The organism is Mycobacterium sp. IS-1264 (assembly GCF_001954195.1).
Classification (GTDB): domain Bacteria; phylum Actinomycetota; class Actinomycetes; order Mycobacteriales; family Mycobacteriaceae; genus Mycobacterium.
Genome location: NZ_MBES01000059.1, coordinates 15,390 through 37,581 on the forward strand (window position 1 = coordinate 15,390; position 22,192 = coordinate 37,581).

Genomic DNA, 22,192 nt, shown 5'->3' on the forward strand with positions numbered 1-22,192 from the left:
CGTCATGTGCCGGCTCTTCGGCCTGCACGCCGGAACGCGCGCGTGCACCGCGACGTTTTGGCTGCTGGATGCCCCCGACAGCCTGGCCGAGCAGAGCAGAACGAACCCCGACGGCACGGGCCTGGGCGTTTTCGACGAGCACGCCCGGCCCCGGTTGCACAAGCAGCCCATCGCGGCCTGGCGGGACACCGCCTTCGCCACCGAGGCACACCGGCTGACCGGGACGACGTTCATCGCGCACGTTCGCTACGCGACGACCGGTTCGCTCGACGTCCGCAACACCCACCCGTTCCTGCAGGACGGACGGATCTTCGCGCACAACGGCGTGCTCGAGGGCCTGCATGCCATCGATGAACGGCTGCGCGAGGTCGGCGCCGACGACCTGGTCCTGGGCGACACCGATTCCGAGCGGGTGTTCGCGTTGATCACCGCCTCGATCCGAGCGCACGGGGGCGACGTGACGGCGGGCGTGGTCGATGCGACGAAGTGGCTCGCGTCGAACGTGCCGATCTACGCGCTCAACGTGCTGTTGAGCACGGCGACGGACATGTGGGCGCTGCGCTACCCGGAGACCCATGAGCTGTACATCCTGGAACGGCCCGACGAATCCCCAACCGCGCCGCCCGAATTCGACTTACGCACCAAGCGAATTCACGCGCGCTCGGAACACCTGTGCACACGGGCGTCGGTGGTGTTCGCCTCCGAACCGATGGACGAGGACCCGCGCTGGCGTCTGTTGGATGCGGGAGAGCTGGTCCACGTCGACGCCGCGTTGCGGGTGGAACGCAGCGTGGTGCTGCCCGACCCGCCCACGCGTCCGCTCCGGCGGGAGGATCTGAGCGGGCCGGTCCAGGACGCGCAGCACGCCCTCCCGAGCACTCGGCGGCTCGCCTGAGGCCGGGTCACGCAAACTCAAAAGGTACCTATCGGTCGCGATCTGCCCAGCATTGGGAGCGGGGGCTACACTAGCTTCTACGCTATTCCAAGGATAGTTGGAGAATGCCTTGCCGGACCCCCGGAAACTCGGTCGATGCGCGAGTTCCTCAGCAGGCGAGCTGTGCGCATTGCAGCGCCGACACTGGCAAGACACTTATCGTGCACACCCCGACATGTACGGGTCTGCGCCGTCAGCCCCGGCGGTGTACGCAGCGAACCTGTTTAAGGCCGCTGGCGTCAAGCGGCTGCTGGAGTTGGCTGCCGGTCACGGCCGCGATGCCATGTATTTCGCCAGAGAGGGCTTCACGGTGACGGCTATTGACTTCAGTGACGTTGCGATCGAACGAATCCGCGGAGTAGCCCAAGCCCAAGGCGTAGGCGCGCAATTGTCGACCGTTGTGCACGACATGCGCGAGCCCCTGCCCTTGGAAAACCGCGCCGTCGATGCGGTCTTCGCACACATGGCGTTGTGTATGGCCCTGTCGACGACGGAGATACACGCCGTCGTCAGCGAGGTCCGGCGCGTGCTGCGGCCAGGCGGGATACTCGTTTACACTGTGCGCCACACCGGCGACGCCCACTGCGGTGCTGGAAAAGCACACGGAGACAACACCTTCGAGCACGGTGGCTTCGTTGTGCACTTCTTCAACCGGCAGCTGGTCGAGGCTTTGGCCGAGGGCTGGACGCTTGACGAGGTGTATGCCTTCGAAGAAGGAGACCTGCCTCGTCGGCTATGGCGAGTCACGATGATACGTGTTTGAGACGTCGTGGCATCGTCGTTCGGTGATCCCTAGCCGCGGTCGCCAAGAATGACGTGTCAGCCTGCCTGCCCCGTGGGTTCCTCTACGGGCAGTCCAGCGAGGCGCCATTCGAGCATGCCTTCGTCGAGGCGTTTCACCCCGCGCCCAGCGCTTTTCACAATGCGGGTGGCCTCGGGTGCCATGACGCAGTACGCGCCGCGGCAGTAGGCGACGATCTCCTGACCGGCCGGCAGTTCGGATAGTCGGTCTACCAGCTCAGCGAGGGGCATGCTGATCGCGCCGGGAATGTGCCCGGCTAAGTACTCCTCATGCGGTCGCACGTCGATCAGCGTGACCTCGCCGGCGTCGAGGCGGCGTATCAGTTCCTGCCGCGTGATGGCGTCTTCGGGTGAACCAAGCACCGCAGCGGCCGCGACGGCCACATCGGCCAGGTGCGCCTCAGCGACTGTCTGCACCAGTGAAAACAGCCGGCCCACGTCCTCTCCGGCGAGCCGGTAGTACTGACGGGTGCCATCGCGGCGGGTTTCGACCAGACCGCCGGCCTTGAGCGATTGCAGGTTCGCCGAGGCGGTGGTCAGGTTCATCCCCGTCGCAGTGGCGATCGCGTCGACGGAGCGCTCGCCCTGAGCGAGCAGGTCGAGGATCTGCAGTCGGCGACCGTTGCCCAGCGCCTTACCGACCCGCGCGATCTCGTCCAAAAGTGCCGCTTTGGAACCAGACGGCTTTCCCACCTTGCTTCTCCAATAATCTTTGGAATATCGTATAGATCTTAGCACGCGACGACGGTCCCACCAGATCATCGACGTCTGACCAACTCCGTCGGGAGGTGAGCGTCCATGAACAAGACTGTTGTCGTCCTGGGGGCCGGCGTCGGAGGCCTGACCGCGGCCGCAGAGCTGCGCAAGGTATTGCCCACCCAAGATCGGATCGTGCTGGTCGACCGGAGCTTTACCGGCGGCTTGGGGTTGTCGCTGCTGTGGGTGATGCGCGGCTGGCGGACGGCAGAGCAAGTGCGCGTAAAACCCACGGCGGCAGCGCTTCCCGGTGTGCAGATGGTGACCGCGGATGTCGATCGCATCGACGACGTCGAGCAGGCGGTGCACTGCCGCGGTTCGAGCCCGGTCCGCTACGACGCTTTGGTGATCGCCCTTGGCGCCACCCTCGACGCTTCAGCCCTGCCAGGTTTATCGGAGGCGTTCGAATCTGGTATCGCGGACCAGTTCTACACACTCGACGGCGCCGTGGATCTGCACCGCACGATTGGGACGCTGGAGTCGGGACGGTTAATCGTGCTGGTCGTCCGTGCGCCGTTCAAATGCCCGGCCGCACCATTCGAGGCGGCGTTCCTGATGGCCGACCTATTAGGCGCTAGGTATGCCAGCGGCGCAGTGCGAGTCGACGCGTTCAGCCCGGATGCGCTCCCGATGCCGGTCGCCGGCCCGGAAGTTGGTGAAGCACTAGTCGCCATCATGGAAGCGAAAGGCATTGGTTTCCATGGTGGTAAGTCCGCGACATGCATCCATCCGGATACCCACGTCGTGGAATTCGCGGACGGAACTACTGAATCGTTCGATCACCTAGCTGTGGTTCCGCCACACCAGTCACCAGCAACAGCGGTGATGTCGACCGAACTCCACCCTGGCGGCTGGATCCCGGTCGATCCGCAAACTCTCGCCACAAGCATGCCGAATGTCTGGGCGATCGGCGATGTCACCGCACTTGAGCTGCCCAACGGCAAACCGCTACCGAAGGCAGCGATCTTCGCCCGAGCCGAAGCCGAGATCGTCGCGCACCAGGTGGCCCGCCATCTAGGCCGCGACGCGCCCGACACCCGCTTCACCGGCGAGGGCGCCTGTTATGTCGAGATCGGCGGGGGTCTGGCCGCTAAGGCTGAGGGTAATTTTCTGACGCTGCCCGCGCCTCAGATCGCATTGCGTGACCCGTCGCGGGCGTATCACGCGGAAAAGGAGCAGGAGGAGCGAGATTGGCTGGTGCGCTGGAACATTCGCTAAGCAATCCGGAGACGCCGGCGCGACAGCGGCACGGCCAGAAACCGTAGGAAACGGAAAACGGAGGACATAATGAAGCGCTCACTCACCATGGCTTACGGTGCCACGTGCTATCTCGTCTTTTTGGCGGCGTTCCTATACTCCATCGGCTTCGTGGGCAACCTTGTTGTGCCGCGCAGCATCGACAATGGTGTCGCGGCGTCGATTGGGGAGGCGGTCGTCGTCAACGTGGTGTTGCTCGCGTTATTTGCCGTGCAGCACAGCGTGATGGCACGACCGACGTTCAAGCGTTGGTGGACGCGGTTGATACCCCAGATTATCGAGCGCAGCACCTACGTGCTGTTGTCGAGTTTGGTTCTGTTCCTGTTGTTCTGGCAGTGGCGGACGATGCCGGCGGTCATCTGGGAAATCGCATGGCTACCGGGCCGGATCGGGCTGCAGGTCCTGTTCTGGCTCGGCTGGGCCACGGTTCTGGCTTCGACATTCATGATCAATCACTTTGATCTGTTCGGCCTTCGTCAGGTCTATCTGGCGTGGCGTGCAGAACCCTACAGCGAGACGGGCTTTCGTTCGCCACTGCTGTATCGGGTCGTCCGGCACCCTCTCATGCTCGGTTTCATTGTCGCGTTTTGGGCCGCCCCGACGATGACGGCAGGGCATCTGCTTTTCGCGTTGGCGACCACCGGGTACATCCTGATAGCGCTGCAGATTGAGGAGCACGACCTCACAGCGGCGCTCGGCGACGAGTATCGCGAATATCGCCGCCGCGTGCCGATGCTCATTCCGGGACTTCAGCGGCCCCGTCACCGTACCGACGCTGAAGCCACTACAAATCCGGCTTGACAATTAATCGGCAGATCTCGTGATCATTGACCGTCTGTGGGGGGTGCGTGAAAATGCGGGTATGGGCGAGGTTCGAGTCAAGAACCTGATGAGTCCGGACGAGACACTCGAGTTCAAAGGGATCAAGGTCCAGCAGGTCGACGTGGGTGACCTGACTGTGGGGCGGATTGTGACACAGCCAGGATGGCGGTGGTCTACGCACGTGCGTCCACAGGTCGGCGGGGATTGGTGCGAGGCGCGTCACGTGGGGGTCGTGGTGTCGGGCCGGTTCGAAGTCGTGATGCGCGACGGGACCACGCTCCAGTTCGGGCCGGACGACGTATTTGAGATTCCGCCCGGTCATGACGGATACACCCTTGGGAGCGAGCCGTGCGTCCAGATCGAGTGGTCGGGGTTGCGGGCCTTCGCAGGATTCCGGCTCTTCGGCGCTCAGAACCGGGCGCTGGTCACTCTGTTATTCACCGATCTCGTTGACTCCACGGTGATGGCGAATCGGCTGGGCGATCACGCATGGCGAGACGTGCTCTCCGCACACTACGAGGCGACGCGGGCGGCGTTGGAACGCCACCACGGCCACGAGATCAACACCACCGGAGACGGATTGCTTGCGACCTTCGATGGGCCGGCCGCCGCCCTACGCTGCGCCGCGGCGATCGGCCGGGCCGCCGGTCGGGAAGGCCTGCAGGTCCGGGCTAGCGTACACGTCGGAGAAGTAGAAGTAGTGGGGAGCGACGTGCGCGGCGTCGCGGTGCATGAAGCGGCACGGATCCTCAGCGCCGCGGCTGCCAACGAGATCCTGGTGTCAACCACGACGCGAACTCTGGCGAGCAACGCGGGTTTTGTGTTCCAGCCCCGCGGTACGCACACGCTCAAGGGCCTGCCGGGCGAATGGGATCTATTCGCATGCTTCGAGGACGAGAAGCCCACACCGGACTGAACTACTAGGACACCTTTTGAGGGTGCTAGAGGTATGAGCGCAACCCCAGGAGCGCTTACTTTTGCGCCGGCGTGTTGCTATGAGTAGCAGTTTGTGTCCGCCCGGCGCATGACGCATGCAACGCAGGCGTTGGGTCACGCAAATTCGGACGGTACATATCGGTCGCGATGTGCCAGCATTAACTCGTGGGCGCACGCCAACTCGCACGTCTGCTGGTTGCCGCGGTGGTGACAACCTGGGCGACGCTGCTGACCCCGCCGATCCTCATGGCCTCCGCGTCCGCCGCGCCCTGCCCCGACGTCGAGGTGACGTTTGCCCGCGCCACCACCGAAGCGCCCGGCGTCGGCGGGGTCGGACAGGCATTCATCGACTCGCTGCGCTCGCAGGTCGGGGGTCGATCCCTCGCGGTGTATCCCGTCAACTACCCCGCCACCGAAGATTTCGGCCCTTCCGCATCCGCCGGTGCCCGCGATGCGAGCGCTCATGTCGAATCCATGGCCGCGACCTGTCCCAACACCAAGCTGGTGCTCGGTGGATATTCCCAAGGCGCGATGGTGATCGATCTGATCACCATCGCCCAAATAGAGGTTGCGGGTTTGGTCCCCTCGTCGCTGCCGCAGGACGTGGCTGATCACGTTGCTGCGCTCGCCCTCTTCGGGAATCCATCGGACAGATATCTGGGAGCGCCGGTGAGCACGGTCAGCCCGTGGTACGGGGCTAAGGCCATCGATTTGTGTGCGCCCGGCGATCCGATCTGCACTCCAGGCGGGGCCCTGGCACCGCCGACGCATGACGAAATGTTCTCCGCGGCGCACCTGTCCTACAAGCAGTCCGGGATGCCCAGCCAGGCGGCGACTTTCGTGGCCAGCCATCTCTGACGCGGGTCTCCCCGGCGGCTCGCCCGGCGCCGGCTGGCAGAGTGTGTCGACGTGGCAACCAAACGTGCGCTCGTGTTGGCCGGCGGGGGGATAGCGGGAATCGCCTGGGAGACAGGTGTTCTGCGGGGTATCGCAGATGAGTCGCCGGAAGCGGCGCGGCTCCTGCTGGAGTCCGACGTGCTGGTGGGGACCTCGGCCGGTGCGGCGGTCGCCGCCCAAATCAGCAGCGGGAGCACGCTCGAGGCGCTGTTCGACCGGCAGGTCGCCGAGGCATCCGCCGAGATCGATTCCGGCGTCGACGTCGACGACATCACCGAGATCTTCCTGGCCGCGCTGGCCGAACCGTACGACCCGACGGCGGATAAGACCCGCCAGCAGTTGCGGCGGATCGGAGCCGTGGCGCTGGCGACCAACACCGTTGCCGAGCCGGTCCGTCGTCAGGTGATCGCGCACCGATTGCCGTCCCACGACTGGCCCGACCGGGGGTTGCGGTTGACCGCGATCGACACCGAGACAGGGGAATTGGTCGTTTTCGACAATCGGTCGGGTGTCGAGCTCGTCGACGCGGTAGCGGCCAGTTGCGCGGTGCCCGGAGCGTGGCCGCCGGTGACGATCGCGGGCCGGCGCTACATGGACGGCGGGGTCGGCAGCTTGGTCAACCTCGGCATCGCCGGCGACTGCGACGAGGCGGTGGTGCTGGTGCCCTCGGGCGTCGATACCCCGTCGCCGTTCGGCCCGGGCCCGGCGGCCGAGATCGCGGCCTTCCCCGGCGCCGCGTTCTCCGTGTTCGCCGACGCAAACTCGTTGGCGGAGTTCGGGCCGAACGCCCTGGATCCCCGCTGCCGCGTCCCCTCGGCAACCGCCGGACGCGAGCAAGGGCGGCGCGAGGCTCGCGCGGTCGCGAAATTCCTGGGAGCTTAAGGGCTTGAGCGCGCTCAGCCCTCGATCGCGGGTGGGACGGGTTCGTCCTGCTCGCGCTCGAAGGCGTCCAGCGCCTGCGTGGCCAGCTCGCGGCCCGCGGCGATCACCTCCACCGCCCGATGGAATTCCAGGCTTCGGCACGTCGTGCGTGGCACCTCGATCAGCAGGTCGGCGGGGTAGGCGGCCAGCGTGTGGCGGGCCAGTGCGGATTGGGCGATGTCGATCGTCCGATTCATCACCTCGAAGCTGCCCAGCTTCGGCACTTCGGGAGTCTCCAGGGCGGCGAGGGCGTCGAGTTCGGTTGCGGTCGGTTCGATGTCGGCATCGGCGGACCAGGCATCCGGGTCCGCGGCCGCGCCGCCGAATCGGCTCAACATCGCCCGCGCCGCGGGCCGGTCCAGCAGCGAGCGCGCCGCGGTGGTGTCGAGCAGCGCGGAGGTGCTGCGCACCATGCGGTTCAGCCACTCGACGGTGGCGCCGGGCTCCTCGTCGCGGCTGACGATGGTCTCGTTGCCGTTGAGACTCACCGCGATGGTCAGATCGGCGTTGACCGCGGCGATCGGGGCCATCGGCAGCGGGTCCAGGATGCCGCCGTCGGCGAGCAGGCGCCCGTCGATCGCGTGCGGGGCGATGACCCCGGGAATCGCGATCGACGCCCGGATGGCCTCGTCGAGCGGGCCGCGCTGGAACCACACCGACTTGCCGGCGAGCAGGTCGGTCGCCACGGCGGTGTAGGGGATGGGCAGTTCCTCGATGGTGATCGGGCCGAGGATGTCGCGCACGGTGTCCAGGATCTTCTCGGCCCGCATCACGCCGGCCGCGCTGATGGAGAAGTCCAGCAGCCGCAGGATCGTGCGCTGGGTTAGCGACTTCGCCCAGTCGGCGAATTCGTCGAGGCGCCCCGCGGCCTGCAGACCGCCGACCATCGCGCCCATCGACGAGCCGGCGATGCCCACGATGTCGTAGCCGCGCTCGGCCAGCACCTCGATGACCCCGATGTGGGCGTAGCCGCGGGCGCCGCCGCTGCCGAGCGCCAACGCCACCCGTGTCGGTGCTGATCGTTCGCCAGGCACCCCCTCATTTTGCGCGGCGGAATCCGCCCCGAGCGGGCCGGGTGGGCAGTTTTTTCACCCGTGATCCGAATTGCGGCGGGGCCGACCGCGGCTACCCGCATTCGTCGTTGGCGGCCGCACGCGCCGCGGTGATCAGGGCCGCCTGCCGCGCCAGGGTCAGCTCCGCCCACCGGATGTTCCAGCTGCCCGCAGTGCCCGATTGCGAGGCCTGAACCATCGCCAGATACGGCTCGAACAGCGACTGACCAGTCTTGGGCTGGCCGTCCATCCACACTTTCGCGGCGTGACAGGCCTGGTAGTACTCCTCCTCGGTCGAATCCGCGGGGACGTCGACCCTGGTCGTGACGCCCGTGGGGGAGAGACCCACGGCGCCCGGCGGCGCGCTGGCCGGGCCGGCGGGGATGCCCGACGGCCGGGCCGACGACGAGGTGGGCGCGCCGGTGTGGGCACCGCGCGAGCACCCGGTGACCGTCACCAAACCGGCCGCCAGGACGACCGCGACCCATCTCAGGAGCCAACGACTGCGCCTACGCACGATGTCAATCTATGCAACACTGGCGGCCGTGATGGAGCGCTTCGGATTTTGCGAGTGTTGTCGGCCCTAACTTGCCGCCGCTCGTCCCGATCCGTCCTCCCTGGAGCACTCCCCAATGTCTTTGCCCTCGTCCATCGAGTTGCGCCCCTACACCGTCGCATCGCCCTCCGCCGGCCCCACCCGGCTGCGGGTCCCCGACCTGTTGCACGCCACCGACCAGGCAGCCGACGACGTGCTCAGCGGGCGCTGCGACCACCTGCTGCCCGAGGGCGGCATACCGCACGCCGAGCGCTGGTTCGCCCGCATCCACGGCGACGACGAGCTGGACGTCTGGCTGATCAGTTGGGTCCCCGGTCGGGCCACCGAACTGCACGACCACGGCGGTTCCCTCGGCGCGCTGACCGTGCTGTCGGGTGCGCTCAACGAATTCCGTTGGGACGGACGCGGACTGCGGCGCCGCCGGCTCGACGCGGGCGACCAGGCCGGGTTCCCGCTGGGTTGGGTGCACGACGTGGTGTGGGCACCCAGGGCCGTGACCGGAACCGCCGCGGCGGGCACGATCAAGGGTCCGGTCGAGCCGACCCTGAGCGTGCACGCCTATTCGCCGCCGCTGACCGCGATGTCGTACTACGAAGTCACCGATGCCAACAGGTTGCGCCGCCGGCGCACCGAATTGACCGACCAACCTGAGGGGCCGCAGTGAGCCGCATCGACGTGGTGTTGAGATCCGCCCGGCGCAGGTACCGCCGCCTGCCCGCCGCCGAGGTGCCCGACGCGGTGCGACGCGGTGCGGTGCTGGTCGACATCCGGCCGCAGGCACAGCGATTCCGGGAAGGTGAGATACCGGGCGCGCTGGTGATCGAGCGCAACGTCCTGGAATGGCGCTGTGACCCGACCAGCGACGCCCGGCTGCCGGAGGCCGTCGGCGACGACGTCGAATGGGTGATCGTGTGTTCGGAGGGCTACACGTCCAGCCTGGCCGCCGCGGCGCTGCTCGATATCGGCCTACTCCGCGCCACCGACGTCATCGGCGGCTACCACGCCCTGTCGGGTGCCGGTGTGCTGGAACGGCTGGCCGGCGGCACCGTCGACCCACGCCCCGGGGGGCTGGCGGACGCCGGCACGACCGGTCGCCGCTGGCTCTAGTCACTCGTTGGCGTGCAGCAGCGGACGCAGCCTTTCCGTCTTGTCCGGCGTCCACCCGGGCGGTGACAGCACCGCGGCCCAGCCGTCGGCCACATTGGCCACGTAGCGGTGGCCATGCCCGTCGGGCACGTCCACGGCGACCGCCATATCCGCCGAGACTTGCAGGAACGTCACGACCGGAATCCAATGTGTCTGCGGCAGCACGTCGTATCCCCGCCTTTCGCGCAGCCAATCCGGTTCGCTGAACAGCAGATCCGGCGTCCACCACGCGATCGGGTCCGACGCGTGCTGCAAATACACCACGCGGGGGTGGCCCCACGCCGAATCCGGGCGCGCCAAATTGCTTGGGCGAGCCACGAACCGGACGTTCTTGCCGTCGTTGTAGATCGGTAGCCACTCCGGAGACCCTGCGTCGCGCGTCGACGTCAGGTCCGTCCAGATCGTGTTGTTGAAGGTCGGTCCGCTGAACAGCGCGCCGTCGGTGCGGGCCAGCACGTTGTTGAGGCTCATGAACGGTGCCTCGCCGCCGAAGGATCCGAGGCTCTCACCGAACACGACGAGCTTGGGCCGCTGCCCTTCGGGCATTTGGCGGATCAGCCTGTCGACCGCCTCGAACAGCGCCTGGCCGGCATGCCGCGCGTTCTCCTTGTCAACCAGGAACGACAGCCAGCTCGGCAGGAATGAATACTGCATACTCACGATCGCGGTGTTTCCGTTGTACATGTATTCCAGCGCCGAGGCCTCGGCCTCGTTGATCCAGCCCGTCCCGGTGGTTGTCGCGACGGCCACGACCTGGCGTTGCAGGCCTCCTTCGCGTTGCAGCTCGCGCGCCGCAAGCTCGGCGGTCGCCGTGATGCCGTCCGCGGAGTTCAATCCCGCATAGGCGCGGATCGGTTCGGCGGCCGGGGCCCCGTTGAAAGCGGTCAGCTCGCCGGTAGTCGGGCCGCCGCTGACGAAGATGCGGCCCTGGTGGCCCAGCGACTCCCACGACACCAGCGACTGCGGACCGCCGGAGCGCAGCGGGGATTTCGGCGGCGCGGTGTCCGGGCTCATCTCGTTGTTCGCCGTGGCGAACGTGTTGTTCATGGTGCGCATCGCGAACTTGAGCACGACACCGTTGAGCAAGGTGACCGTCAGGAACACCAGCACCACCACCACGATGGTCACCGACAGGCGGAAGGGGGCGATCCGGTCGACTTCGCCCACCAAAAATCTGACCAGCCAGCGAATGAACTGCCCGATTTCGACGACGGTGAACAGCACCACCACCGACAGCGCCACAGCGATCGGGTAGTCGTACCACTCCAGGTGCGCCACGCCCATCAAATCGCGCACGTCGTCCTGCCAGACGTGAAACCAGATCGCCATCAGCACCTGGCCCACCACGGCGATCGGGATCAGCACCTTCCACGCCCAGCGCGGCGGGGGCGGGCTGGACTTCGATTCACGCATGTAGCGAACCAGCCACACCGAAAAGACGCCCAGCCCGTAGCCGATGGCGCCGGAGATCCCGCTGACCAGCCCCTGGAACAACGGGCCGCGGGGCAGCAGCGACGGCGTCATGGAGAACCAGATGAAGATGAGGCCGACCGCGGTCCCGGTGAACGTGTAATGCCTTACCCACCAAGGCTTTCGGATAGCCTCAAGCGCTTCCGCGGTGCCGTGCGCGCTGGCCGGCGCCACGGCGTCGGGGCTGACGACCGATTCGTCGTCAGCTTCGGTGCTGGTGACAGAGCCCGTTTCGCTCATGGAGCGTCCTACCGATGGTTGAAGTTGGGGGTGCGCTTCTCGATGAATGCCGCCATCCCCTCCGACTGGTCGTGCGTCGCGAAGGTCGAATGGAAGAGCCGGCGTTCGTAGAGAAGTCCTTCGGACAGCGTCGATTCGAAGGCCCGGTTGACGGCTTCCTTGGCCATCCGGGCGGCCGAGCGCGACATCTGCGAAATGGTGGCGGCGACGGCCTTGGCCTCGGTCAGCAAGTCATCGGCGGGCACCACCCGCGAAACCAGGCCGCTGCGTTCGGCTTCGGCGGCGTCGATAGTGCGCCCGGTCAGGATCAGGTCCATGGCCTTGGCCTTGCCGATGGCCCGGGTGAGACGCTGCGAGCCGCCCATGCCGGGCAGCACGCCGAGTTTGATCTCCGGCTGACCGAATTTCGCGGTGTCGGCCGCGATCAGCAGGTCACACATCATGGCGAGCTCGCATCCTCCGCCGAGTGCGTGGCCGGCGACCGCGGCGATCGTCGGGGTGCGGACCGCGGCCAATTTGCCCCAGGCCGCGAAGAAGTCGGCCTCGAACGCGTCGGAAAACGTCAACTCGGCCATTTCTTTGATGTCGGCGCCTGCGGCGAACGCCTTGGCCGACCCGGTGATGATGATCGCCCCGATACCGGGATCGTTGTCTAATTCTGTTGCCGCACTGGTGACTTCATGCATCACCTGGCTGTTGAGCGCGTTGAGGGCCTTGGGCCGGTTCAGCGTGATGATCCCAACCCGCTGGTCGCGCTCGACCAGGATGGTTTCGTAGGTTGTAGAGGTCACCTCTGTCATCCAAACCGCCTTTCTAGAAACTCAAGTCGTCGTCGACGGGCGCGAAGTACGCGTCGACGTCTGCCGCGCTGACCGCGTCCAGCGTCGCCGGCGACCATTTCGGATTGCGATCCTTGTCGATGATCTGTGCGCGGATGCCCTCGACCAGGTCGTGCGAGCGCGCCGAGGCGGACGACACCCGATAGTCCTGGATCAGAACGTCTTCCAGTGTGTCGAGTTTCGCGGCCCGGCGCACCGCCTCCAACGCCACCGACACCGCGATGGGGGAGCGGGTGGCGATCAGGTTGGCGGCGTCGTCGGCAGCTGCGGCGCCGTGGCCGCGCAGCGCCGCGACGATGTCTTCGACGGTTTCGCCAGCGAAGCAGTCGTCGATCCAATCACGTTGTGCGGCAAGCTCGCTCGGTGGGGGTTCGACGGCATAGCGGGCCAGCGCGCTCTCGATGCCGTCGGACACGATCGCCGCGGTGAACGCGTCGAGATCGCCGTGCGGCACGTAGTGGTCGGCGAATCCCATCGCGATGGCGTCGGCCCCGGAAAACGGCGCGCCGGTGAGCGCGGCGTGCAGCCCCAGCGCACCCGGTGCCCGGGACAGCAGAAACGCGCCGCCGACGTCGGGGATGAAGCCGATGCCGACCTCCGGCATCGCCACCTTTGACGTTTCGGTCACCACCCGAACGCTGCCGTGCGCGCTGACGCCGACGCCGCCGCCCATCACGATGCCGTCCATCAACGACACATACGGCTTGGGGAAACGCCCGATCTGGCCGTTGAGCAGATACTCGTCGCGCCAGAACTTCCGCACCTCGACGCCGTCCTTGCGGGCGCTGTGGTAGACCGCCACAACGTCGCCGCCGGCGCACAATCCGCGGTCCCCGGCGCCGGACACGACCACGGCGCGCACCGCGTCGTCGGCTTCCCAGCGGGTGAGGATGGCGCGCAGGGCGTCCACCATCGGTTGGTTCAGCGAGTTGATCGCCTTGGGGCGGTTGAGCGTGATGAGGCCGACGTCGCCGTCGATCCGGGTAAGGACTTCGTCGGATTCCTCCGTCAACGCGCCACCTTCCCATCGCCGCGGGGTCTCGACCAGCAATCTAGATCGTCACTACCGCCCCGGTACCCGCGGGTAAGGTTTATGTTTAACCGGACGAGAAGGTCCGGGCCCGGGATTATCGGCAAAACCCCAGCTCCGCTGGGAACCCGGGCGGGTCACTAATCGTTGAGCAGGTGTTCGCACAGCTCCAAGCCACAGTCTTCAGAGAGGATCCGACAGTGCGGGAGACAAGTAACCCGGTATTTCGCTCGCTGCCTAAGCAGCGCGGCGGGTACGCGCAATTCGGCACTGGCGCGGCCCAGGTGCAGCAGGGGTACTACCAAGGTGACCCCTACACGGCGGCCCCCTACCAGGAGGCCAAGGTATCCCGTCCGGTCACGATCGACGACGTCGTCACCAAGACGGGCATCACGCTGGGCGTGCTGACGGTCGCGGCGATCGTCTCCTACTTCCTGGTGGCGTCCAATCTCGCGCTGGCGATGCCGCTCACCCTGATCGGCGCGCTCGGCGGCTTGGGGCTGGTGCTGGTCGCGACGTTCGGCCGCAAGCAGGACAGCCCGGCGATCGTGCTCAGCTACGCCGTCCTGGAGGGCCTGTTCCTCGGCGCGGTCTCGTTCGTCTTCGCGAACTTCACGGTGTCGTCCGCCAACGCCGGCGCCCTGATCGGGGAGGCCGTCCTCGGCACCTTCGGTGTGTTCTTCGGGATGCTCGTCGTCTACAAGACCGGCGCCATCCGCGTCACGCCCAAGTTCACCCGCATGCTGGTCGCCGCGATGTTCGGCGTGCTGGCCCTGATGCTCGGCAATTTCGTGCTGGCAATGTTCCACGTCGGCGGCGGCACGGGCCTGGGTCTGCGCAGCGGCGGAACGATCGCGATCATCTTCTCGCTGGTGTGCATCGGTATCGCGGCGTTCAGCTTCCTCATCGACTTCGACGCGGCCGACCAGATGATCCGCGCCGGGGCGCCGGAGAAGGCGGCTTGGGGCATCGCCCTGGGCCTGACCGTGACGCTGGTCTGGCTGTACCTCGAGATCCTGCGCCTGCTCAGTTATCTGCAGAACGATTAGCGCTTGACACAAAAAACCGGCACGCCAATCGGCGTGCCGGTTTTTTGTGCACCCGCGCGTGATGTCACATCCACGACCGCTCGATGCGTCTGCTGGTTGTCAGCACCCATTCGCTCGCGAAAGGCAGCATCATGAAGCACATCGTGATCATCGGCGCCGGCTATGCCGGCATGGCGGCCACCGCCCGCTTGGCGCGTCGGGTCAAGGGCCGCGACGACGTGCGCGTCACCCTGGTCAACCCGCAGGCTCGGTTCACCGAGCGGCTGCGCCTGCACCAGTCGGCTTCGGGCCAGCGGCTGGCCGAGCTTCAGATCCCGGACATGCTCGCCGGCACCAGCGTCGAGTTCGTCCAGGGCTGGGTCACCGGCCTCGACGCAGACGCGCGGACCGTCCGTCTCGACGACGAGCGCGTGATCGGCTACGACACCCTGGTGTATGCGCTTGGCAGCGTCGCCGACACCGAGGCAGTGCCCGGCGTCGACGAATTCGCCTACACCCTCAACAGCGCCCACGACGCTGGGTTGCTGGCCCAGCAGCTGGATCGGCTCGGCGCCGGGACGGTCGTGGTCGCCGGCGGCGGCCTGACCGGAATCGAATCGGCCGCCGAGATCGCCGAGCGGCACCCCGAACTCGACGTCGTCCTGCTGAGCCGGCAGACACCCGGATCGATGATGGGCCCCAAGGCGCGTGCCCGCCTGCATGATGGGTTGGCCCGGTTGGGCGTGCGGATGCGTTCCGGCGTCGACATCGTCAAGGTGATGCCCGACGGGGTCGCCCTGGCCGACGGCCAGGTCGTGCCGGCCGGCGCAGTGCTGTGGGCCACGGGCGTGCGGGTGTCGCCGCTGGCGGCCGCCGCGGGCCTGCGCGTCGACGAGCGGGGCCGAATCATCACCGATGCGGCGCTGCGCTCGGTGTCGCACCAGGACGTGTACGTCGTTGGCGACGCCGCCGCGGTTCGGCAAGGATATGGCCTCGTGCACGGGACCTGCCAGAGCGGCATCCCGACCGGGGTGCACGCCGCGGCCAACATCGTCCGAGAGCTGAAGGGCAAGCAGCCCAAGCGGTTCCGCTTCGGCTATGTCCACCAGCCGGTGAGCCTGGGGCGGCACGACGCCGTCATCCAGTTCACCCATCCCGACGACAGCCCGTCGCGTTTCTATCTGGCCGGTCGGTGGGCGGTCGCCTACAAGGAGACGGTGAGCGCCAGTCCGTGGACGACCTACCGATTGCTCAAGCTGCTGCCCGCGCTGGGCGCCGTGACATGGCGGCGCGGTGGGGGCTTCACCCGATGAGCGCCGACGAGCACACGTTCGTCGAACATCGGAAACTGTTGTTCGCCATCGCCTATCGGATCATGGGCTCGGCGGCAGACGCCGAGGACGTGGTGCAGGATGCCTGGCTGAAGTGGTCGGCGGCCGATCGGGGTCAGGTCGCCGACCCCAAGGCCTATCTGTCCCGCATCGTGTCGAATCTGTCGATGGAACGACTGCGCTCGACCCGGCGTCAGCGGGAGACCTACGTGGGTCCGTGGCTTCCGGAGCCGATCCTCACGAGCGAAGACACGGCCGAGGACGTCGCGGCCGCCGAATCGGTGTCGATGGCGATGCTGGTCGTGCTCGAGACGCTGAGCCCCCTGGAGCGCGCGGTGTTCGTCCTCAAGGAGGTGTTCGACTTCAGCTACGCCGAAATCGCTTCGGCCGTCGAGCGTTCCGAGGCCGCGGTGCGCCAGGCGGGCCACCGCGCCCGCAATCACGTGCAGGCGCGCCGGCCGAGGTTCGAGGCCGACCGCGGCAAGAAGCGCGCGGTCACCGAACGCTTCTTCGCCGCGGCGACCGGCGGGGACATCAACGATCTCATGCAACTGCTCGCCCCCGATGTCACGCTGTGGACGGACGGCGGCGGAAAGGTGCGCCAGGCGCTGCGCCCCGTCGAGGGCATGGCCAAGGTCGCCGCTTGGCTCGCCGGCGTCACCAAGCGCCCCTACGAAGGCGTCGAGATCGCCGATATGACAGCCGAAGTCGTCGATATCAACGGCGGGCCGGGCATCGTTTTCTCTGCCTCGGGCCGCGTGATCGCAACCCTCACAGTCGAACTCGATGCGGACGGGCGCATCGTCACCATCCACAACGTGGCCAACCCGGACAAGCTGCGCGCCGTCGCGGATGGCGTCCGGCGCGGCTGACGGCTGTGCACTCACGGCGCCCCGGGCGCACACTCGGCGCCCAGGACGCACACTCGACGAGCAGGGCTAGCTGAGCCGCTCGATCACCATCGCCATGCCTTGGCCGCCGCCGACACACATGGTCTCCAGGCCCAACGTCTTGTCGTGCGTCTGCAGGTTGTTCAGCAGCGTGGTGGCGATGCGCGCACCGGTCATGCCGAACGGGTGGCCCAGTGCAATCGCCCCGCCCGACACGTTCAGCTTGTCCTCGTCCATGCCCAGCTCGCGCGCCGAGCCCAGCACCTGGACCGCGAACGCCTCGTTGATCTCGTACAGGTCGATGTCACTGATCGACATGCCGGCCCGCTCCAGCGCCTTCTTGGACGCCTCGATCGGGCCCAGCCCCATGATCTCGGGCGACAGGCCGCTGACGCCGGTCGACACGATGCGGGCCAGCGGGGTCAGGCCCAGTTCCTTGGCCTTCGTGTCGCTGGTGATCACCAATGCGGCGGCGCCGTCGTTGAGCGGACAGGCGTTACCCGCGGTGACGGTGCCGTTGGGACGAAACACCGGTTTGAGCTCGCTGACCTTCTCGTATGTGGTGCCCGGACGCGGGCCGTCGTCGGTGCTGACGGTGCTGCCGTCGGGCAGGGTTACCGGGGTGATCTCGCGTTCGAAGAACCCGCTCTTGATGGCCTCCTCGGCCCGGTTCTGGCTGCGCACGCCCCAGTGGTCCTGGTCCTCGCGGCTGATGCCGGTGAGGATGGCGACGTTTTCAGCGGTCTGGCCCATCGCGATGTAGACGTCGGGCACGTTCCCGTCGGCGCGGGGGTCATGCCATTCGTCCGCGCCACCGGCCGCAGCGGCGGACCGCTCCTGGGCCTCGTCGAACAGCGGATTCTTGGTGTCCGGCCACGAGTCGGAGTTGCCCTTCCCGAACCGGGACACGGTCTCCACTCCCGCGGAGATGAATGCGTCACCCTCGCCCGCCTTGATCGCGTGGAAAGCCATCCGCGTCGTCTGCAGCGACGACGAGCAGTACCGGTTCACCGTGGTGCCCGGCAGGAAGTCGTAGCCGAGTTCGACGGCGACCACGCGCGCCATGTTGAAGCCGGACTCGCCGCCGGGCAGGCCGCAACCCAGGATGAGGTCGTCGATCTGGTGCGGGTTGAGCGCGGGCACCTTGTCGAGCGCGGCGCGCACCATCTGCGTCGCCAGGTCGTCGGGCCGCATGGACACAAGCGACCCCTTCATGGCGCGGCCGATCGGCGAGCGGACAGCGGAGACTATGACGGCTTCAGGCATGGCGGTTCTCTCCCATGGGACGCGGGCTAGCTAGGAACGGGTGGTACGTCCACCTCGACGGGTAGCACAAATCTAGTCGGTGCCGACCGGCCGCTATGACGACGGGGCGGGCGAACCGGGCAGCGGCCGCTGCCAGAGCCGCGGCATGACGCTGCGTCGGGTGTGCGCGGCGTCGAGCACCTGCGCCGGCGCGGGCGCCGGTGCCTCCTCCGCCGGGTCGTCGACCTGCTCGGCCAACTCATCGCAGAGCGTCGCCAACAGCGCCCTGGCCGCCAGCGCGTACGCGGCCGGCGAGGGATGGAAGCCGTCGGCGGAGAACATCACCTCGGGCGTGGCCCGGAACTGGGGCGCCAGCAGGTGCGCCAACGGCACCGGCACCCCGCCGGCCGCCCGGACCGACGCGGCCTGGGCGCGGGCGAGCTGCGAAGTGCGCGCGTGCGCAAGGGAGCGAAGCGGTTGGGGAATGGCGCTGATCAGGCCCAGGTCCGGGCAGGTGCCCACGACGACGATCGCGCCGCGGGTGCGCAACTTGCGCACCGCCGTGCCCAGCCGTTGCGCGGACTGGCTGATCCCGTTGAGCGCGGTGACGTCGTTGGCGCCGATCATCATCACGGCCGCGTCCGGTGGCGCTCCGGCCACGAACATCGCATCCACTTGGCCGCAAACGCCTTTCGAGGTGGCGCCCACGATCGCCTTGGTGCTCAACCTGATGCGCTTGCCGGTCTGCTCGGCGAGTCCGCGTGCGATCAGCACGCCGGGCACCTCTTCGGCGTTCATGCAGCCATATCCGGTGGCCGTCGAGTCCCCGAAGATCATCAGGTGCAGATCCGCCGGTACGCCGCGCTGCCACCGCTCGACGGGTCCGCCGCCCGGGCTGTACACGCCATCGGCGCGGGGCGGGACGTCCCACGCCTTCGGGATGACGGTGCGCGCGTGCGACGCCTGGCCGACGAGCAGGTTGCGAGCGCCCAGGTAGGCCGTGCCTGTCGAGGCGAGTGCACCCGCTGTGGCCAGGGCGATCGTCGAACGACGCGGCACCCGGATGGTCACGCAATCAGTTTAGATCGGCTCGAGTGTTTGCGCTGGCGGCTTAAAAACAATGTGATCACGTTGTGAATCACATGTGGTATCAAATCAGACTCTTCAAATGTTGTACCCGTCGAAGCCTGTCAAGCTAAGTCCAGCGAGTTGGCTGAACGACTCGGCGAACAGAAGATGAACCGGACGCTTAGCCGCCTCGTCACATGCTGTATCGGACTACAACGGCGTAGGAAGTGTTGAGCATGACCGCACCCAGCAAGGTCTCCGGTTCCGCCCCGAGAGCCATTTGCACACACGATGTCCTCAGGGCACGTAGAGTTGAATCACGCAAATTCGCGATCAGCGATGGCGCGCCAGTCGAGGTCCTCGAATCGGGGCCGAGCGTTGCTGCGCGGCTTGCCAATCTCGCATCACGGCTGACGATCCGGCCGATCCTGGCCGCCGGGAGCCACGCACCCAACGCACCCTGGCCCTGGGGCCTCATCGACCTGCTATCCCGAGTCGTGCTGCCCGTGACCGCCACGGTCCGACAGGACGTGAAGTTGCCAAACGCGTCGGCACAGTTGGTGCGTGCCCCCGGGGTGCTACCCGCGGACGGTACCCGCCGGATGGTTCTCTACTTCCATGGCGGAGCATTCCTGACGTGTGGAGCAAACTCACACGGGCGCCTCGTCGAAGCGCTCTCCAAGTTTGCTGACTCACCCGTCCTGGTGGTCAACTACCGGCTCCTGCCCAAGCATTCGGTGGGGATGGCGCTCGCCGATTGCCACGACGCCTACCAATGGGTGCGCCGGCGCGGCTACGACGCCGACCGCATTGTGCTGGCCGGCGACTCGGCCGGCGGGTATCTCGCGCTCGCCCTCGCGCAACGTCTGCAGGAGGAGGGCGAAGAGCCGGCGGCGCTGGTCGCGATCTCGCCACTGCTGCAGCTAGCAAAGGAATGCAAGCAGGCCCATCCCAACATCAAGACCGACGCGATGTTCCCCGCCACCGCGTTCGACGCGCTCGTCGCTTTGGTTGCTAGCGCCGCCGAAAAGAACATCGTCGACGGCAAACCCGAAGAGATTTACGAGCCGCTGGAGCACATCAAACCGGGACTGCCGCGGACGCTGATCCACGTCTCGGGATCCGAGGTGCTGCTGCACGACGCCCAGTTGGCCGCGAGCCGGCTGGCCGCGGTCGGCGTGCCCGCCGAAGTCCGGGTGTGGCCGGGCCAGATTCACGACTTCCAGCTCGCCGCGCCGATGGTGCCCGAGGCAATCCGTTCGCTGCGCCAAATCGGCGAGTACATCCGCGAAGCCACCGATTAGCGCGCCTCCTCGGCCGACCGCGGCGCGGGTATGCGCGGCCCGAAACGGCCTGAGACGATGAACGCATGCGAATCGCGCAGCACATCAGCGAGCTCATCGGTGGCACCCCACTGGTTCGCCTGAACTCCGTCATCCCCCCCGGCGCCGGCACCGTCGTGGCAAAGGTCGAATACCTCAACCCCGGGGCCAGCTCCAAGGACCGGATCGCGGTGAAGATGATCGACGCCGCGGAGGCCGCTGGGCTGCTGAAGCCGGGCGGCACCATCGTCGAACCGACCTCGGGCAATACCGGTGTCGGTCTTGCCCTGGTCGCCCAACCCCGCGGCTACAAGTGCGTGTTCGTCTGCCCGGACAAGGTCAGCGAGGACAAGCGCAACGTGTTGCTGGCCTACGGCGCCGAGGTGGTGGTGTGCCCGACGGCGGTGCCGCCCGACCACCCCGACAGCTACTACAGCGTTTCCGACCGGCTGGTCCGGGAGATCGACGGCGCGTGGAAGCCCGACCAGTACGCCAATCCCGAGGGCCCGGCCAGCCACTACGAGACCACCGGCCCGGAGATCTGGGCCGACACCGACGGCAAGGTCACCCACTTCGTCGCCGGCATCGGCACCGGCGGGACCATCACCGGCGCCGGGCGCTACCTCAAGGAGGTGTCCGGCGGCGCGGTCCGCATCGTCGGCGCCGACCCCGAGGGCTCGGTGTATTCGGGAGGCACCGGCCGCCCCTACCTGGTCGAAGGGGTCGGCGAGGATTTCTGGCCGGCGGCCTACGACCCAAGCGTGCCCGATCAGATCATCGCGGTGTCCGACTCCGATTCGTTCAACATGACCAGGCGGCTGGCCCGCGAGGAAGCGATGCTGGTCGGCGGTTCGTGCGGGATGGCCGTGGTGGCCGCGGTGAAGGTGGCGGAGGAGGCCGGGCCCGATGCGCTCGTCGTCGTTTTGCTGCCCGACGGCGGGCGTGGCTACATGTCGAAGATCTTCAACGACGCGTGGATGTCGTCGTACGGCTTCCTGCGTAGCCGCCTCGACGGCTCGACCGAGCAGCCGACGGTCGGTGACGTGTTGCGCGGGAAGTCCGGCGCGCTACCGGATTTGGTGCACACCCATCCGTCGGAGACGGTGCGCGACGCGATCGGCATTCTGCGTGAGTACGGCGTCTCGCAGATGCCGGTCGTTGGGGCCGAGCCGCCGGTGATGGCCGGCGAGGTCGCCGGCAGCGTCTCCGAACGCGAACTACTTTCGGCCGTCTTCGAGGGACGCGCCAAGTTGGCCGACGCCGTCTCCGAACACATGAGCCCGCCGCTGCGCATGATCGGCGCCGGCGAGTCGGTGACCGCGGCCGGCAAGGCGCTGCGGGAATGGGACGCGCTGATGGTGGTGGAGCAAGGCAAGCCGGTGGGAGTGATCACCCGCTACGACTTGTTGGGATTCCTCTCGGAACCGCGGCGGCCTTAGGGCGGCGTCCCGCAAGGTCTCGCCTGGCCAGTGGGTGCTCAGGTACTGTGATTCGGCCAGTTCAGCTCATCCGAAGTGGAAGGGTTGCCATGACCGATCAACCGCCGCCCGGCGAATCTCACCTCCCCCCTCCACCTCCGCCCGACCAGGGTGAGCATGAGCCCGCGCCCTCGGCGCCCCCGCGCCCGACGTTCTCGACCGTAAGGGTCGAC

The 22,192-nt window shown here is 67.2% G+C and carries 22 protein-coding genes; 14 read left to right on the forward strand and 8 right to left on the reverse strand.

Features of this window, described 5'->3' with window-relative positions; genetic code table 11:
* Positions 1-4: 4 nt before the first annotated feature.
* On the forward strand, positions 5-895 hold the full coding sequence (locus A5744_RS13595; protein ID WP_076061794.1) for a class II glutamine amidotransferase: 891 nt from the start codon (positions 5-7) through the stop codon (positions 893-895).
* Positions 896-1,109: 214 nt separating this feature from the next.
* Positions 1,110-1,697: a class I SAM-dependent methyltransferase gene (locus A5744_RS13600; RefSeq protein WP_083662739.1), complete on the forward strand. Its 588-nt coding sequence runs from the start codon at positions 1,110-1,112 to the stop codon at positions 1,695-1,697.
* 56 nt (positions 1,698-1,753) lie between these two features.
* Here the strand turns inward: A5744_RS13600 and A5744_RS13605 are convergent, their stop codons facing one another.
* Positions 1,754-2,428, reverse strand: coding sequence for a metalloregulator ArsR/SmtB family transcription factor (locus tag A5744_RS13605; RefSeq protein WP_076061796.1), 675 nt, complete (start codon positions 2,426-2,428; stop codon positions 1,754-1,756).
* A 105-nt stretch (positions 2,429-2,533) separates the two neighbouring features.
* Here A5744_RS13605 and A5744_RS13610 point away from each other — a divergent pair, with 105 nt between their 5' ends.
* The 5 genes from A5744_RS13610 (at position 2,534) to A5744_RS13630 (ending at position 7,285) form a co-directional block, all read left to right on the forward strand.
* Positions 2,534-3,709 (forward strand): FAD/NAD(P)-binding oxidoreductase, encoded by a 1,176-nt coding sequence (locus A5744_RS13610; RefSeq protein WP_076061798.1) that lies wholly within the window; start codon positions 2,534-2,536, stop codon positions 3,707-3,709.
* Between the two features lie 69 nt (positions 3,710-3,778).
* Complete coding sequence (gene mddA, locus A5744_RS13615) at positions 3,779-4,549, forward strand: methanethiol S-methyltransferase (RefSeq protein WP_076061800.1); 771 nt, start codon at positions 3,779-3,781, stop codon at positions 4,547-4,549.
* A 61-nt stretch (positions 4,550-4,610) separates the two neighbouring features.
* Complete coding sequence (locus A5744_RS13620) at positions 4,611-5,486, forward strand: adenylate/guanylate cyclase domain-containing protein (protein WP_076061802.1); 876 nt, start codon at positions 4,611-4,613, stop codon at positions 5,484-5,486.
* Between the two features lie 185 nt (positions 5,487-5,671).
* Positions 5,672-6,364: a cutinase family protein gene (locus tag A5744_RS13625; protein WP_205866307.1), complete on the forward strand. Its 693-nt coding sequence runs from the start codon at positions 5,672-5,674 to the stop codon at positions 6,362-6,364.
* Between the two features lie 51 nt (positions 6,365-6,415).
* Positions 6,416-7,285, forward strand: coding sequence for a patatin-like phospholipase family protein (locus A5744_RS13630; protein WP_076061804.1), 870 nt, complete (start codon positions 6,416-6,418; stop codon positions 7,283-7,285).
* Positions 7,286-7,299: 14 nt separating this feature from the next.
* On the opposite strand, the gene A5744_RS13635 is transcribed toward A5744_RS13630, so the two are convergent.
* Both A5744_RS13635 and A5744_RS13640 read right to left on the reverse strand, forming a co-directional pair.
* Positions 7,300-8,358 (reverse strand): patatin-like phospholipase family protein, encoded by a 1,059-nt coding sequence (locus tag A5744_RS13635; RefSeq protein WP_139331340.1) that lies wholly within the window; start codon positions 8,356-8,358, stop codon positions 7,300-7,302.
* 91 nt (positions 8,359-8,449) lie between these two features.
* Positions 8,450-8,869 (reverse strand): lipoprotein LpqV, encoded by a 420-nt coding sequence (locus tag A5744_RS13640; protein WP_076061835.1) that lies wholly within the window; start codon positions 8,867-8,869, stop codon positions 8,450-8,452.
* 139 nt (positions 8,870-9,008) lie between these two features.
* Here A5744_RS13640 and A5744_RS13645 point away from each other — a divergent pair, with 139 nt between their 5' ends.
* Positions 9,009-9,596 (forward strand): cysteine dioxygenase, encoded by a 588-nt coding sequence (locus tag A5744_RS13645; protein ID WP_076061808.1) that lies wholly within the window; start codon positions 9,009-9,011, stop codon positions 9,594-9,596.
* Entirely contained in the window at positions 9,593-10,039 is a 447-nt protein-coding gene (locus A5744_RS13650; RefSeq protein WP_076061810.1) for a rhodanese-like domain-containing protein, read from the forward strand. The genes A5744_RS13645 and A5744_RS13650 overlap by 4 nt, the downstream gene beginning before the upstream one ends.
* Here the strand turns inward: A5744_RS13650 and A5744_RS13655 are convergent, their stop codons facing one another.
* Genes A5744_RS13655 through A5744_RS13665 form a run of 3 tightly spaced genes read right to left on the reverse strand, consistent with a single transcriptional unit; the run spans position 10,040 to position 13,639 of the window.
* Positions 10,040-11,788, reverse strand: coding sequence for an alpha/beta-hydrolase family protein (locus tag A5744_RS13655; protein ID WP_076061812.1), 1,749 nt, complete (start codon positions 11,786-11,788; stop codon positions 10,040-10,042). It lies immediately after the preceding gene.
* 8 nt (positions 11,789-11,796) lie between these two features.
* Positions 11,797-12,588 (reverse strand): enoyl-CoA hydratase, encoded by a 792-nt coding sequence (locus A5744_RS13660; RefSeq protein WP_076061814.1) that lies wholly within the window; start codon positions 12,586-12,588, stop codon positions 11,797-11,799.
* 13 nt (positions 12,589-12,601) lie between these two features.
* Complete coding sequence (locus tag A5744_RS13665; RefSeq protein ID WP_076061837.1) at positions 12,602-13,639, reverse strand: enoyl-CoA hydratase/isomerase family protein; 1,038 nt, start codon at positions 13,637-13,639, stop codon at positions 12,602-12,604.
* 218 nt (positions 13,640-13,857) lie between these two features.
* On the opposite strand from A5744_RS13665, the gene A5744_RS13670 reads away from it, so the two are divergent.
* The 3 genes from A5744_RS13670 to A5744_RS13680 all read left to right on the forward strand — a co-directional run bounded on the left by A5744_RS13670 (position 13,858) and on the right by A5744_RS13680 (position 16,888).
* Positions 13,858-14,706, forward strand: coding sequence for a Bax inhibitor-1/YccA family protein (locus A5744_RS13670; RefSeq protein WP_076061815.1), 849 nt, complete (start codon positions 13,858-13,860; stop codon positions 14,704-14,706).
* Between the two features lie 83 nt (positions 14,707-14,789).
* Positions 14,790-15,998: an FAD-dependent oxidoreductase gene (locus A5744_RS13675; protein WP_076061817.1), complete on the forward strand. Its 1,209-nt coding sequence runs from the start codon at positions 14,790-14,792 to the stop codon at positions 15,996-15,998.
* Positions 15,995-16,888 carry an RNA polymerase sigma-70 factor gene (locus A5744_RS13680; protein ID WP_139331341.1) on the forward strand — a complete coding sequence of 298 codons (894 nt, stop codon included), beginning with the start codon at positions 15,995-15,997 and terminating at the stop codon, positions 16,886-16,888. The genes A5744_RS13675 and A5744_RS13680 overlap by 4 nt, the downstream gene beginning before the upstream one ends.
* Positions 16,889-16,954: 66 nt before the next feature.
* Here the strand turns inward: A5744_RS13680 and A5744_RS13685 are convergent, their stop codons facing one another.
* Together A5744_RS13685 and A5744_RS13690 are read right to left on the reverse strand one after the other, a co-directional pair.
* Positions 16,955-18,172, reverse strand: coding sequence for an acetyl-CoA C-acetyltransferase (locus A5744_RS13685; RefSeq protein WP_076061821.1), 1,218 nt, complete (start codon positions 18,170-18,172; stop codon positions 16,955-16,957).
* Between the two features lie 93 nt (positions 18,173-18,265).
* A complete protein-coding gene (locus tag A5744_RS13690; RefSeq protein ID WP_139331342.1) occupies positions 18,266-19,210 on the reverse strand; it encodes an SGNH/GDSL hydrolase family protein in 945 nt (314 codons plus the stop codon).
* Positions 19,211-19,455: 245 nt separating this feature from the next.
* On the opposite strand from A5744_RS13690, the gene A5744_RS13695 reads away from it, so the two are divergent.
* On the forward strand, positions 19,456-20,523 hold the full coding sequence (locus tag A5744_RS13695; protein WP_076061825.1) for an alpha/beta hydrolase: 1,068 nt from the start codon (positions 19,456-19,458) through the stop codon (positions 20,521-20,523).
* A gap of 65 nt (positions 20,524-20,588) precedes the next feature.
* Positions 20,589-21,980, forward strand: a complete 1,392-nt coding sequence (locus A5744_RS13700; protein WP_076061826.1) for a cystathionine beta-synthase — start codon at positions 20,589-20,591, stop codon at positions 21,978-21,980.
* Positions 21,981-22,192: the final 212 nt, after the last annotated feature.

What these genes read in the sequence shown, in the direction of transcription:
- A5744_RS13655 (WP_076061812.1), bottom strand. Translation starts at nt 11,788, where the DNA reads ATGAGCGAAACGGGCTCTGTCACCAGCACCGAAGCTGACGACGAATCG.
- A5744_RS13600 (WP_083662739.1), top strand. Translation starts at nt 1,110, where the DNA reads ATGTACGGGTCTGCGCCGTCAGCCCCGGCGGTGTACGCAGCGAACCTG.
- A5744_RS13675 (WP_076061817.1), top strand. Translation starts at nt 14,790, where the DNA reads ATGCGTCTGCTGGTTGTCAGCACCCATTCGCTCGCGAAAGGCAGCATC.
- A5744_RS13660 (WP_076061814.1), bottom strand. Translation starts at nt 12,588, where the DNA reads ATGACAGAGGTGACCTCTACAACCTACGAAACCATCCTGGTCGAGCGC.
- A5744_RS13695 (WP_076061825.1), top strand. Translation starts at nt 19,456, where the DNA reads ATGACCGCACCCAGCAAGGTCTCCGGTTCCGCCCCGAGAGCCATTTGC.
- A5744_RS13680 (WP_139331341.1), top strand. Translation starts at nt 15,995, where the DNA reads ATGAGCGCCGACGAGCACACGTTCGTCGAACATCGGAAACTGTTGTTC.
- A5744_RS13685 (WP_076061821.1), bottom strand. Translation starts at nt 18,172, where the DNA reads ATGCCTGAAGCCGTCATAGTCTCCGCTGTCCGCTCGCCGATCGGCCGC.
- A5744_RS13620 (WP_076061802.1), top strand. Translation starts at nt 4,611, where the DNA reads ATGGGCGAGGTTCGAGTCAAGAACCTGATGAGTCCGGACGAGACACTC.
- mddA (WP_076061800.1), top strand. Translation starts at nt 3,779, where the DNA reads ATGAAGCGCTCACTCACCATGGCTTACGGTGCCACGTGCTATCTCGTC.
- A5744_RS13610 (WP_076061798.1), top strand. Translation starts at nt 2,534, where the DNA reads ATGAACAAGACTGTTGTCGTCCTGGGGGCCGGCGTCGGAGGCCTGACC.
- A5744_RS13595 (WP_076061794.1), top strand. Translation starts at nt 5, where the DNA reads ATGTGCCGGCTCTTCGGCCTGCACGCCGGAACGCGCGCGTGCACCGCG.
- A5744_RS13700 (WP_076061826.1), top strand. Translation starts at nt 20,589, where the DNA reads ATGCGAATCGCGCAGCACATCAGCGAGCTCATCGGTGGCACCCCACTG.
- A5744_RS13645 (WP_076061808.1), top strand. Translation starts at nt 9,009, where the DNA reads ATGTCTTTGCCCTCGTCCATCGAGTTGCGCCCCTACACCGTCGCATCG.